Consider the following 11,687-nt stretch of genomic DNA (forward strand, 5'->3'; position numbering starts at 1 on the left):
TCAAGCCTTCGCGGCCACGTCCAGCACGACCTCGAACTCGAGCAGGGAAGCACCCGAGGCGACGGGCTTCTGGCGCTCACCGGCATGAGCCTCCCGTGCCGGGCCGTCACGCCACGCCTCGAAGGCTTCCTCCGTCTCCCACTGGGTGACCACGAAGTAGCGGTTCTCGCCCTTGACCGGGCGCAGCAGTTGGAATCCGAGGAAGCCGGGCGAGTTCTCGACGGCATGTGCGCGGTTCGCGAAGCGCTTCTCCAGCTCGGCGCCTGCACCCTCGGGGATTTCGATTGCGTTGATCTTGACGACAGCCATGTCGGTGAGGCTACTCCGCTAACGTGGCAGCCGTGTCGGACGATCATGCACTTCACGACGAGGGCGGGGGCGGTTCGCCGATTCTGCTGCTGCACGGGTTGATGGGCAGTGCGCAGACGTGGCGACGTCAGGTTCCATGGCTCCGAGAGCACGGGCACGTGTACACGTTCGACGCGGCGGGGCACGGGCGGCCCGAGCCGGGCGAACTGACCACCGAGGCGTTCGTGGAAGACCTGGCGGCTCACGTGGAATCGATCCGGAAACCGATGATCGTGATCGGGCACTCGATGGGTGCGTTGCACGCGTGGGCGTTCACTGCGGCGCACCCGGATCGGGTGCGCGCGCTCGTCCTCGAGGACATGGCGCCCGACTTTCGTGGTCGCACGGCCCGGGATTGGGCCGCGATGATCGAGGAGTGGCCGCAACCTTTCCCGACCGAGGAATCTGCGATCGAGTACTTCGGCCCGGTCGCGGGACGCTACTTCCTGGACGCGTTCGAGAAGCGCGACGGGGGTTGGTATCTGCACGGTGACGTTGCGACATTCCGGGACATCTCCGAGGAATGGGGTGGTCGTCATTTCTGGGATCAGTGGCAAGCGGTGGACGTGCCTGCGTTGTTGATCGAAGGCGAGTTCACCATCACGCCTGCCGGGCAGATGCGGCGCATGGCCGACGAACATGCGTCGGCGCAGTACGTACGCATCACCGACGCCGGTCACCTGGTCCACGATGACCAGCCTGTCCGGTACCGCGAGGTGGTCGAAGACTTCTTGCGCGGCCTGAAACCCCTTCCCCACCCCTGACGAATGTCACACCGGTTCGACTCACGCGAACCGGTGTGACATTCGTCAGCAAGGGGTGGGGAGATTCAGGCCTCGCCGGCGAGCGCGAACTGTCCGTCGTCGGTCTGTTCCACGAGGCCGTCGACGAGGAGCGAATCGAGCGCTCGGTCGCGCTGGCCCGGGTCGGTGAGCCAGACGGTGTCAAGGCGAGCCCGTTCGACCGGACTTTCGCTTTCGCGCAGAACTGCCATCAGCTTTCCGCGCACCTGACGATCGGTGCCCGCGAATTTCTGCACCTTGCGCCGTTCGCCGGTGTACTCGGGGCGTCCCGCGTCGGTCCACGCACACGCGGGAAGCGGGCAACGTTCGCAGGCGGGCTTGCGGGCCGTGCAGACCGTTGCGCCCAGTTCCATGAGTGCGGCCGAGAAGGTCGCGGCGCGGGCCCGGGTTCGGGGCAGGAGTGCTTCGACGGCGGCGAGGTCTCGGGTGTTGGAAGGATTTCCGGGCTCGGCGGAACCGTCCACCGCTCGGGCGACCACACGACGCACGTTGGTGTCCACGACAGGAACTTTCTGTCCGTAGGCGAAACACGCGACGGCGCGAGCGGTATAGGCGCCGATGCCGGGAAGACCCAGCAGCGTGTCGACGTCGTCGGGCACCAGATCCTGATGACGGGTCGCAAGGACCCCGGCACATTCGTGCAGCCGCATCGCACGCCGCGGATACCCGAGCCTGCCCCAGGCGCGCAGCACGTCTGCCTGACTGGATGCGGCCATGGCGGATGGAACGGGCCAACGCTCGACCCACTCCTCCCAGGTCGGAGCCACCCGCGCCACCGGGGTTTGTTGGAGCATGATCTCGCTCATCAGAATGTGCCAAGCGGTGACATCTTCCCGCCTCCAGGGCAGGTCGCGGGCGTGGGTTTCGTACCACGCGATCAGGGCCGACGCGTCAACCGTCACCTGTTCTCACACTCTCTCTCCTGGTTACGTCGGGTAGACGTAATGTGCTCGCCCAACGGCCGAAACCGGGTGGGTGCACAATGGCCCCATGCCCAACTCGAATCCAATATCGGCCTGGAAGTCACTGCGCCAGGGTAACGACCGCTTCGTCAACGGTGCTTCGATCCACCCCAGCCAGGGGATCGCCGACCGAGCGAAGCTCGTCAAGGAGCAACACCCGACCGCCGTGCTGTTCGGCTGTGGTGACTCGCGCGTCGCCGCCGAGATCATCTTCGATCAGGGTCTGGGGGACATGTTCGTCGTCCGAACCGCTGGTCAGGCCATCGACGATTCGGTGCTCGGATCGATCGAGTATGCGGTGGACATTCTGAACGTTCCGCTCATCGTGGTGCTCGGCCACGAGGGCTGCGGTGCCGTGAAGGCCACCATGGATGCACTGGACAACGGCAATATTCCGAACGGGTTCATTCGTACCCTGGTCGAGCGCGTAGCCCCGTCGATTCTGATGGGACGAAACGAAGGCTTGACCACCCCGGACGAATTCGTGGCACGCCACGCCCTCGAGACGGCCTCGCTTCTGCAACAGCGATCCCGAATCATCGCCGAGCGAATCGCGAACGGAACCTGCGCGGTGGCAGGCGTCACATACAACCTCTCGGACAGCAGAATGCACCTTCAAGGCGTGGTGGGAGACATCGGCGAGACCGTCGGCTGAGCGACACGCCGTGCCTGGTGAGCCACAGGTCGAGCACACCGAACTACCGTTGACGTCGTGCTCGAACCTAATGGACCGTTGCCCCCCGAGATCTACTGGCGCCGCCGTGCACTCGCGATCGGTGTCGGCGTCGTCGTCGTGGCACTCCTGGTGTGGTTGCTGCGTTCGTTGGGCGGGGGCGGTGACGACCCGGACACGGGCGCTGCGGCGGCCACGTCGTCGTTGACCTCGGCTCCCGCCACCTCGAGCGAGAAGTCGGACGCCAAGAGTGAAGGCGAGGGTTCCGGCGGCGCCGGAGACTCGAGTGGTTCGAGTGAGTCGAGCAGCGGCTCGGAGACTTCCTCGGGTGCGTCGTCCACTTCGTCGACGAGCGCAGAGCCGGTTCCTGCGGGTCAGTGCCCCGATCAGTCGCTCGCCATCAAGGCGACCGGTGAGAAGCCGAACTATGCGCCCGGGGAAGAGCCGACCTTCACCACCGTCATCACCAATATCGGAACCACTCCGTGCGAGCGAGACTTGGGGAGCGGCCTGCAGCAGGTGCTCGTATACACCCTCGACGGCAATCAGCGCCTGTGGTCCAACATCGACTGTTTCCCGCAGGGTGAACCGGACCTTCGTACTCTCGCTCCGGGTGAGCAGGCGGTGTTCTCGGTGAAGTGGTCGGCGAAGACGTCCGCTCCCGATTGCCTGGAACAGCCCGAACCGCAGCGTGATCCGATCGGACCCGGTGCTTATACCGTCGTCGGTCAGCTCGGGCAGCTTCGCAGTGCTCCCGAGCCGTTCAACTTCGGCTGATCGCCAGCGCACTCACATCCTCGGCGACCGTCTGCCACAGCGGGGCAGGGATGTCGTGGCCTACGCCCGGAAACACTCGAAGACGAGCGCCTTCGATGGATCGGGCAGAACCGGATTCCGCAGTTCGCACAGCCGCGGGCCGTGCCATTTGGCGCCTATCTGGTGGCTCTGTGCCTTCTGGTCGCGTGGTCCGGAGTTGGCTGCGGCTTCGACCCAGGCGCGCGGACCTGCTTCGTCGAACGGGTAGTCCGGTGCCGCAAGACCCCGCCAGACTGCCATCGCAGGTTCGATGTCGCCTTCCCGCCCGTCCGGGAATCGGGTGAGCGCGAGTTTGGTCAGCAGACCCCGGTCGTAGGTAGCGGAGCACACGAAGCCCGGAAACGTCGCTGGGAAGTGACGCGGACGTCGTGGTCGTGAGTACTCGGTCCGGGTGGCGTAGAGCCAAGCGCTGTGCAAGGACACCGCCGAGGGAGTGTCCGAAAGACGTGTGCCTGCTGCCATCCGAGTTCGTCGAGCACCGCTAACGCGTCGTCCACCAACTCCTCGGATGTGTACGGAGTCGGTTTTGCGCCCGCGAACACGGTTCCGATCGGGTTGCTCTCGGCCGCGTCGGGCATCCGGGTCGATTTCCCTGGGTCGCGGTTGTCGAATCTGGCCACTGCAAACCCGTTGCCACCCGCGACGAGCCGAAGATCATTCGCGGATCGTGGACGGAATCGAACCCGGCGATTACGACTCGGCGGCACGAGCCATGGCCGAGCACCTCGATGCTGTTCGCGTTGCGCTCGTGTCCGTGGTGGACAGCGGTCACTCGTAAGGGCCGGCGATCGAACTCTCCGCCAGGCGGGACAGACCTTCACGGATGTGACGTGCCCACAGTCCGCCTATGCCCTCCACCGACTGCAGGTCTGCGGCCGTAGCGGCAAGCAGCCCCTGAAGGGTTCCGAACGACCCGACGAGACGGTGAATCTGGTTGAACTGCAATCGCGGAACCCGTGTGAGTACTCGGTAACCGCGAGGGCTCATCGGCGCTTCGAGTGCCTCTATCGTTCCCGGATAACCGAATGCGCGCGCCAGGACGGTGAGGTCCAACAGGTCGGCGTCCGTGATCGCATCCAGCGCGGCGAGCGCGTTGTCCACATCCGTCGCCGATGCGGGCCCCCGGCCTGCCAGGTAATCGCGCACGATCAACTGGCGGGACACGTCGTTGTCGCCGACCAGTTCTTCGAGCTGTAATGCGAGCTGACGACCGTCGGTGCCCAGTTCGAGAACATCCTGCTCGATCTCGACGGAGACACGGCGAACCATCTCGAGACGCTGCACGACCGTGAGCGCATCGCGAAGGGTGACGAAGTCCTCGATCTCCACGACGGACAGCTGCCGAGTGACTTCGTCCAGCCGTGCCTTGTAGCGCTCGAGCGTTGCGACAGCCTGGTTCGCGCGGGAGAGGATCGTGGCCGAGCCGTCGATCACGTGTCGAATCCCGCTCGCATAGACGCTCACGATGCTCATCGACTGGCTGACCGACACCACCGGATACCCGGTCTGCATTGCCGTCCGCTCGGCGGCGCGGTGCCGGGTGCCGGACTCGACGGTCGGCAATTTCGGGTCGGGAACCAGTTGGACGTTGGCGCGGACGATTCGCGAGCCGTCGGTGGACAACACCACGGCACCGTCCATCTTCGACAGTTCTCGGAGTCGGGTGGGTGCGAACTCGACGTCCAGTTCGAAGCCGCCGTCGCACAGCTCTTCCATCTGCTCGTCGTAACCGAGCACGATGAGCGCACCGGTTCGACCGCGAAGGATTCGTTCGAGCCCGTCACGCAGGGCGGTTCCGGGGGCGAGACGGGCAATGGTTTCGCGCAGCGCAGCCGACGATTCGGCATCGTTCATCGCGAAACTCCTGCTGAGGTCGACGTCACTTTCTGCAGGGTCCGGTTGCGCGGCGCCGCCGGGCCCGCAATTAGATTACCTAGTCATGAGTAGTACCTGGACTTTGCCCGACGACGTCATCGTGCCGGTGCGTCCGGACAACTTTCCCGAAGCCGGCAGTCCGTTGCCGCAGCACTGGTCGAAATGCTTCGGCTGTGGAGACGACCAGCCGTCCGGAATGACGATGAGTTTCGTCGCGGGCGAGGGACTCGAGGTGTGGGGGCGTCTCGAGGTGGCGAAGCGCTACCAAGGCGGCCCGGGCGTCATTCACGGCGGAATCTTCTCCACCGCATTCGACGAGGCGCAGGGCATGGCTTGTCTGGCATACGGCCAGCGCGTGGTCACCGGGCACCTGGAGATCGACTTCGCGCGTCCCATTCCACTCGGCGCCGTCCTCGAACTGCGAGCGCGTGTGGACGGAACCGTCCGAAGGAAGATCTACACCAGCGGCGAGGCCGTGATCGTGGAGGGGCCGGGTGCAGACCCCGACACCGTCGTGGGGACCTCGCGGGCCCTGTTTCTCACCATCACCGACGAACACTTCGCGAAGGTGAAGGATTTAGTCGACGGCACGGTGCCTCAACGCGATGGTGCCTCCTCGATCTGAGAGCTACTGGAGTCCGAGGACTCGCAGTGCGCCACCGAGGTTCTCGACTTCGGTGGCGCGCATCCCTTTCGGAGCCACACCGGAGTCGGCCGGCACGATCGCACGGGTGAATCCGAGGCGAGCGGCTTCCGAAAGCCTGCGGCCGACGCCGGGGACCCGACGTACCTCGCCGGCGAGGCCGACTTCACCCAGGACGATCGTGGCCTCCGGAACGGGTCGATCCTTCACCGCCGAGGCCACAGCGACAGCAAGCGCGAGGTCCGAGGACGGCTCGGTCATGCGCATGCCACCCACCGTTGCTGCATAGACGTCACTCTTGGCGAGCGAGATCCGGCCCCGACGTTCGAGCACGGCGAGGACCATGGCGACTCGCGCACTGTCGAGGCCGCTCACCGCACGCCGCGGAGCGGGCATGGAAGTTGCTGCGACGAGGGCCTGCACCTCGCCGAGAAGCGGCCGCTTGCCGTCCATCGTGACGGTGACCGCTGTGCCGGGAACGGCTTCACCGCGGTGGTGAAGAAAGAGCCCGGAAGGGTCGCTGATTCCGGCGATCCCGTCCTCGCGCAGTTCGAAGCAACCCACTTCGTCTGCCGCCCCGAAACGATTCTTGACGCCACGAATCATGCGCAACGTGGAGTGTTTGTCGCCCTCGAAATGGAGAACGACGTCCACGAGATGCTCGAGGGAACGCGGACCGGCCACAGCGCCGTCCTTGGTGACGTGGCCGATGAGCAGGACTGGAACCCCACTCGCCTTGGCGAGGGAGGTGAGGGCGCTGGTGACCGCCTTGACCTGGGTGACGCCGCCGGTGACACCGTCCACATCCGCGGCGAGCATTGTCTGCACCGAGTCGACGATCAGCAGAGTGGGCCGAACCTGTTCGACGTGTCCGAGGACGGTGGCGAGGTCGGACTCCGCGGTGAGGTACACCCGATCGTGGACGGCCCCGGTGCGGTCGGCTCGTAGACGAACCTGACCGGCGGATTCCTCACCGGTGACATAAAGGGAACGATCGTCCGGGCCGCGCCGCGCCCATTGGTGCACGACCTCGAGCAGTAAGGTCGACTTCCCGACTCCAGGCTCTCCGGCGAGCAACACCACGGAGCCCGGGACGACGCCACCACCCAGGACTCGGTCGAGCTCGTCTATACCCGTGGGCTTCGCCTGCGTGCTCGTTCCGTCGATCTTGGTGATCGGAGTGGCAGGAGTGGAGGGAAGGACCGCGGCCGCGCCCGAACGGGCCAACGACGCACCGGGCCGGCTGGTAACCGCCGGTGCTGCAGAGACCTCGTCCATCGTGCCCCAGCTACTGCACTCGGGGCACCGACCTACCCACTTGGGAACCGTGCACGAACACGACGAACAGCGAAAACTGGTCCTGAACTTGGTTGCCACGCGGCCAGCCTAGAGACACCGACCGACAAACCGATCGCTCGCGGCGGCAGTGTGCTCAGTGTCCGCCTTCGGCTAACGGTGCGCTCAGTGTCCGCCTTCGGCTAACGGTGTGCTCAGTGTCCGCCTTCGGCTAACGGTGCGCTCAGTGTCCGCCTTCGGCTAACGGTGCGCTCAGTGTCCGCCTTCGGCTAACGGTGCGCTCAGTGTCCGCCTTCGGCTTCCACGGGCGACTTGTCGGACACATTGCGCTCGAGGTGATGACCGGCATCGATCGGCACGGACACCGTGACGTCACCGGCGTTCGCGAACGAGAACGTCACCGGAATGGTGAGGCCCGGCCGGACGCCTTCCTTCAGGTCTTCGAGCACCACGAGGACCAGGTCGCTCGGCGCGTCTGCGTTTCCCGCGTTCTGCGCGTCCGCCTCGGCCTGGCCCGATGCGTCCTCCGTGGAGGTGCCGGCTCCGAGGGAGGTCTGCGGTGCGATGTCGGCTGTGCCGGCCTCGCCGGCGATCGACACGGAACCGGCGAAGTCGGTGGTAATACCCGTGAGCTTCTCCGGGGTGTTCTCGCTGTCGTTGATCGCACTGAACGCGAGGACAGCGTCGCCACCCGGTTCGAGGCTGTATTCCTCGGAGTTGGGGAAGACGACGTGCACGTTGCGCAGCGCGAGCGGGCCGACCTCTGCGGTGTTGCCGTTCACTGCCGCAACCTGGGTAGCGGTCTGACTGATCTGTCCTGCGCCACAGGCGGACAGCGTGAGAGCACCGCCGGCGACGAGAGCGACGGCGGTAGCGACTCGGCGAGTCGACTTGTCGAGAGCAGTCACGGTTTGGCCTCCATGGCGTCAGGTTCGATCTCCACTAGGCAGAGTAGTAGTTCTGCCGTAGCTCCTGCTCTTCGGGTGCCTCGGGGTATGGCGCGGCGCCCTCGCAACGCTTGCGGGAGTGCATGTTCGGGGCTGCCGAACGGTCGGTTTCGGGCACCCGGGATGCACGTATCGGCGCCCCTGTCAACCCCTACGCTCACCTCGGTGTGCCCCTGACCTGCACCGTTGGTGCGACGTCGTTTTGGTCACGTGTTAAACTGGGAAGATCGAAAGGGGCACGGGACAGATGATTTTTAAGGTCGGAGACACCGTCGTATACCCCCACCACGGTGCGGCGCTGATCGAAGCTATTGAAACCCGCACCATCAAGGGTGAGCAGAAGGAATACCTCGTTCTCAAGGTTGCACAGGGCGACCTCACCGTTCGGGTTCCTGCGGACAATGCGGAGTATGTCGGAGTCAGGGATGTCGTCGGCCAGGAGGGCCTCGACAAGGTTTTCCAGGTACTGAGGGCCCCGCACACCGAGGAACCCACCAACTGGTCTCGCCGATACAAGGCGAATCTCGAAAAGCTCGCGTCGGGCGACGTGAACAAGGTTGCCGAGGTCGTTCGTGACTTGTGGCGTCGTGAGCAGGATCGAGGACTCTCGGCCGGCGAGAAGCGAATGCTCGCCAAGGCTCGTCAGATTCTCGTCGGTGAACTCGCGCTGGCAGAAGGAACCGACAACGACAAGGCCGAGACGATCCTCGACGAGGTTCTCGCGGCTGCGTCGTAGCAGCGCATTCACAAAGTGACCGAACTGAATGGTCCGGTAGTAGCTCTGGTTCCCGCCGCTGGTCGGGGGGTGCGTTTGGGTGAAGACATTCCCAAGGCATTCGTCGATCTCGACGGTGAAACCATGCTCGAACGCGCGGTCGACGGTCTCCTGGAATCAGAGGTCGTCGACCGTGTTGTCGTTGTGGTGCCGGCCGACATGGTTCACGCGCTCGAAGAGCGCTTGCCCGACGGCGTGGAAGTGGTGGTCGGTGGGCGTGAACGGACGGATTCGGTGCGTGCGGGGCTGGACTCGGCAGCGGACGCCCGATACGTGCTCGTTCACGACGCTGCGCGCTCGCTCACTCCTCTCGTGCTGATCCGTCGGGTAGTGGCCGAATTGCGGAACGGGTCCGACGCAGTCGTCCCGGTGCTGCCGGTCGCGGACACGATCAAGAGCGTGGACGAGGGCGGCATCGTCACCGGGACCCCGGACCGCGCGGGTCTACGGGCGGTGCAGACCCCACAGGGCTTCGCCGCCGACATTCTTCGGCAGGCCTACGCGGCTGCGGACGAGTCGGCAACCGACGACGCCGGGCTCGTCGAGCGAATCGGGCACCAGGTTCGCACGGTGACGGGCGAACCCCACGCTTTCAAGATCACCACCCAACTCGACCTGCTGCTGGCGCGAGCCCTACTGGACGCAAGACGTAAGGAAGGAAAGCAGTGCGAGTCGGTATAGGCACGGACGTTCACCCGATCGAGAAGGGTCGTCCCTGTTGGATGGCCGGATTGCTTTTCGAGGATGCGGACGGCTGCGAGGGGCACTCGGACGGTGACGTCGCGATTCATGCCCTGTGCGATGCCCTGCTCTCCGCCGCCGACCTGGGAGATCTCGGATCCGTGTTCGGTACCGGTCGTCCGGAGTGGGACGGTGTCAGTGGTGCCGCGATGCTCACCGAAGTGCGCCGTCTTCTCGGCGAAGGGGGGTTCGAAGTGGGCAACGCCGCCGTGCAGGTGATCGGTAACCGGCCCAAGGTCGGTCCCCGTCGCGCAGAGGCACGTGAGGTATTGAGCTCCCTTCTCGGAGCGCCGGTCTCGGTCTCGGCGACCACGACCGACGGGCTGGGGCTCACCGGCCGGGGTGAGGGTATCGCTGCGGTGGCGACCGCATTGGTCATGGCGAGCGGTAGCGGCAGGTAGGATCGCTGGTCGTGACCCTGCGCCTCTTCGACACCGAGACCCGGGCCGTGCGTGACTTCGTTCCGCTGGCCCCCGGACACGCATCGGTGTATCTGTGTGGGGCGACAGTGCAGGGTGAGCCGCACATCGGGCACGTTCGTAGCGGCGTGGCCTTCGATGTCCTGCGCCGCTGGTTGCTCGCCCACGACTACGACGTCGCCTTCGTGCGAAATGTCACAGATATCGACGACAAGATCCTGAACAAGGCGGCCGAGGCGGGTCGCCCGTGGTGGGAGTGGGCGTCGACGTACGAGCGGTCCTTCTCGTGGGCTTACGACCAGTTGGGTGTGTCGCCGCCCTCCATCGAGCCGCGGGCCACCGGGCACGTGACACAGATGGTCGAGATGATGCAGCGCCTCATCGACAACGGACATGCCTACGCGTCGGGCGGTGACGTCTACTTCGACGTGCTCAGCTATCCGCAGTACGGCAGCCTGTCCGGCCACAAGCTAGACGACGTGCATCAGGGTGAGAGCGTCGCGGAGGGCAAACGTGATCCGCGTGACTTCACCCTGTGGAAGACGGCGAAGCCCGGCGAGCCCTCGTGGCCGACCCCGTGGGGTCGCGGCCGGCCCGGTTGGCACCTCGAGTGCTCGGCGATGGCGGAGTTCTACCTCGGTGAATCGTTCGATATCCATTGTGGCGGAATGGACTTGGTCTTCCCTCATCACGAGAACGAGATCGCGCAGGCCAAGTGCGCCGGAGACGGGTTCGCTCGATACTGGCTTCACAACGGCTGGGTCACCATGGGTGGCGAGAAGATGTCGAAGTCTCTCGGCAACGTCCTGTCGATCCCGAACGTGCTGAAGAAGGTGCGCCCGCAGGAGCTTCGCTACTACCTCGGCAGTGCTCACTACCGTTCGATGCTCGAATACTCGGAGACCGCGCTCGACGAGGGCGCGGCGGCGTTTCGGCGAATCGAATCCTTCGTTCACCGCACCGCCGAGCGCACGGGCGACGTCGTGATCGGCGAGTGGACCGAGGCGTTCGCGCGGGCCCTCGACGACGATCTTGCGGTGCCGGCGGCGCTTGCCGAAGTGCACGGCAGTGTTCGTGAGGGCAATACGGCGCTCGATGCTGGGCGGCTCGACACCGCTCGTGACATTGCGGCACAGGTGCGCGCGATGATGGCGATTCTCGGTGTGGATCCGCTCGATGCGCACTGGGCGAAGGAGAGCGCGGGCGCGGCAGCGAGCAACGAAGCGCTGGACGTTCTCGTTCGGGCTGAACTCGCACGTCGGCAGCAGGCCCGCACCGAGAAGAACTGGGCCGTCGCCGACGAGGTACGTGATCGGCTCGTGGAAGCCGGCATCGAGGTGACCGACACCCCCAACGGGCCCGAATGGGCTCTCGAGGCAGGACAGTAGT

At 65.3% G+C, this 11,687-nt stretch carries 14 protein-coding genes; 8 read left to right on the top strand and 6 right to left on the bottom strand.

Translation table 11 applies throughout. The features are described from left to right. Complete coding sequence (mhuD, locus tag ACFWO3_RS15965; RefSeq protein ID WP_378579369.1) at positions 1 to 309, bottom strand: mycobilin-forming heme oxygenase MhuD; 309 nt, start codon at positions 307 to 309, stop codon at positions 1 to 3. A gap of 32 nt (positions 310 to 341) precedes the next feature. Between mhuD and ACFWO3_RS15970 the strand changes: the two genes are divergently transcribed. Beyond that, positions 342 to 1,112 carry an alpha/beta fold hydrolase gene (locus tag ACFWO3_RS15970; RefSeq protein WP_378579370.1) on the top strand — a complete coding sequence of 257 codons (771 nt, stop codon included), beginning with the start codon at positions 342 to 344 and terminating at the stop codon, positions 1,110 to 1,112. Between the two features lie 65 nt (positions 1,113 to 1,177). Here the strand turns inward: ACFWO3_RS15970 and ACFWO3_RS15975 are convergent, their stop codons facing one another. Further along, positions 1,178 to 2,053 carry an A/G-specific adenine glycosylase gene (locus ACFWO3_RS15975; RefSeq protein WP_378579371.1) on the bottom strand — a complete coding sequence of 292 codons (876 nt, stop codon included), beginning with the start codon at positions 2,051 to 2,053 and terminating at the stop codon, positions 1,178 to 1,180. Positions 2,054 to 2,141: 88 nt separating this feature from the next. On the opposite strand from ACFWO3_RS15975, the gene ACFWO3_RS15980 reads away from it, so the two are divergent. Further along, entirely contained in the window at positions 2,142 to 2,768 is a 627-nt protein-coding gene (locus ACFWO3_RS15980; protein ID WP_378579373.1) for a carbonic anhydrase, read from the top strand. 57 nt (positions 2,769 to 2,825) lie between these two features. Further along, on the top strand, positions 2,826 to 3,563 hold the full coding sequence (locus ACFWO3_RS15985) for a hypothetical protein (RefSeq protein ID WP_378579375.1): 738 nt from the start codon (positions 2,826 to 2,828) through the stop codon (positions 3,561 to 3,563). A gap of 60 nt (positions 3,564 to 3,623) precedes the next feature. Here the strand turns inward: ACFWO3_RS15985 and ACFWO3_RS15990 are convergent, their stop codons facing one another. Together ACFWO3_RS15990 and disA are read right to left on the bottom strand one after the other, a co-directional pair. Further along, positions 3,624 to 4,064 carry a hypothetical protein gene (locus ACFWO3_RS15990; RefSeq protein WP_378579377.1) on the bottom strand — a complete coding sequence of 147 codons (441 nt, stop codon included), beginning with the start codon at positions 4,062 to 4,064 and terminating at the stop codon, positions 3,624 to 3,626. 306 nt (positions 4,065 to 4,370) lie between these two features. After that, positions 4,371 to 5,456 (bottom strand): DNA integrity scanning diadenylate cyclase DisA, encoded by a 1,086-nt coding sequence (gene disA, locus ACFWO3_RS15995; protein WP_378579379.1) that lies wholly within the window; start codon positions 5,454 to 5,456, stop codon positions 4,371 to 4,373. An 85-nt stretch (positions 5,457 to 5,541) separates the two neighbouring features. Here disA and ACFWO3_RS16000 point away from each other — a divergent pair, with 85 nt between their 5' ends. Next, complete coding sequence (locus ACFWO3_RS16000; protein WP_378579381.1) at positions 5,542 to 6,102, top strand: PaaI family thioesterase; 561 nt, start codon at positions 5,542 to 5,544, stop codon at positions 6,100 to 6,102. Positions 6,103 to 6,105: 3 nt separating this feature from the next. Here ACFWO3_RS16000 and radA read toward each other — a convergent pair whose 3' ends face one another. Both radA and ACFWO3_RS16010 read right to left on the bottom strand, forming a co-directional pair. After that, positions 6,106 to 7,497, bottom strand: coding sequence for a DNA repair protein RadA (gene radA / locus ACFWO3_RS16005; protein WP_378579383.1), 1,392 nt, complete (start codon positions 7,495 to 7,497; stop codon positions 6,106 to 6,108). A gap of 200 nt (positions 7,498 to 7,697) precedes the next feature. Then, positions 7,698 to 8,324, bottom strand: a complete 627-nt coding sequence (locus tag ACFWO3_RS16010) for a hypothetical protein (RefSeq protein ID WP_378579385.1) — start codon at positions 8,322 to 8,324, stop codon at positions 7,698 to 7,700. Positions 8,325 to 8,610: 286 nt separating this feature from the next. Here ACFWO3_RS16010 and carD point away from each other — a divergent pair, with 286 nt between their 5' ends. From carD to cysS, 4 genes are read left to right on the top strand one after another with little or no spacing between them, the layout of a single operon-like run. Continuing rightward, positions 8,611 to 9,099 carry an RNA polymerase-binding transcription factor CarD gene (gene carD / locus ACFWO3_RS16015; protein WP_378579387.1) on the top strand — a complete coding sequence of 163 codons (489 nt, stop codon included), beginning with the start codon at positions 8,611 to 8,613 and terminating at the stop codon, positions 9,097 to 9,099. A gap of 15 nt (positions 9,100 to 9,114) precedes the next feature. Next, the gene (gene ispD, locus ACFWO3_RS16020; RefSeq protein ID WP_378579389.1) at positions 9,115 to 9,819 is read left to right on the top strand and encodes a 2-C-methyl-D-erythritol 4-phosphate cytidylyltransferase; all 705 of its coding nucleotides are present in this window, start codon (positions 9,115 to 9,117) and stop codon (positions 9,817 to 9,819) included. Further along, a complete protein-coding gene (gene ispF / locus ACFWO3_RS16025; protein ID WP_378579391.1) occupies positions 9,804 to 10,280 on the top strand; it encodes a 2-C-methyl-D-erythritol 2,4-cyclodiphosphate synthase in 477 nt (158 codons plus the stop codon). Before ispD ends, ispF begins: the two co-directional genes overlap by 16 nt. 11 nt (positions 10,281 to 10,291) lie before the next feature. Continuing rightward, positions 10,292 to 11,686, top strand: coding sequence for a cysteine--tRNA ligase (cysS, locus tag ACFWO3_RS16030; RefSeq protein WP_378579393.1), 1,395 nt, complete (start codon positions 10,292 to 10,294; stop codon positions 11,684 to 11,686). The last annotated feature ends 1 nt before the right edge of the window (position 11,687 follow it).

The organism is Rhodococcus sp. NPDC058521, from assembly GCF_042719695.1.
Taxonomy (GTDB): Bacteria; Actinomycetota; Actinomycetes; order Mycobacteriales; family Mycobacteriaceae; genus Rhodococcus_F.

Excerpts from the sequence above, each read along its gene's own strand:
- mhuD (WP_378579369.1), bottom strand. The coding sequence starts at position 309 with ATGGCTGTCGTCAAGATCAACGCAATCGAAATCCCCGAGGGTGCAGGC.
- ACFWO3_RS15980 (WP_378579373.1), top strand. The coding sequence starts at position 2,142 with ATGCCCAACTCGAATCCAATATCGGCCTGGAAGTCACTGCGCCAGGGT.
- ACFWO3_RS15990 (WP_378579377.1), bottom strand. The coding sequence starts at position 4,064 with ATGGCAGCAGGCACACGTCTTTCGGACACTCCCTCGGCGGTGTCCTTG.
- disA (WP_378579379.1), bottom strand. The coding sequence starts at position 5,456 with ATGAACGATGCCGAATCGTCGGCTGCGCTGCGCGAAACCATTGCCCGT.
- ACFWO3_RS16000 (WP_378579381.1), top strand. The coding sequence starts at position 5,542 with ATGAGTAGTACCTGGACTTTGCCCGACGACGTCATCGTGCCGGTGCGT.
- carD (WP_378579387.1), top strand. The coding sequence starts at position 8,611 with ATGATTTTTAAGGTCGGAGACACCGTCGTATACCCCCACCACGGTGCG.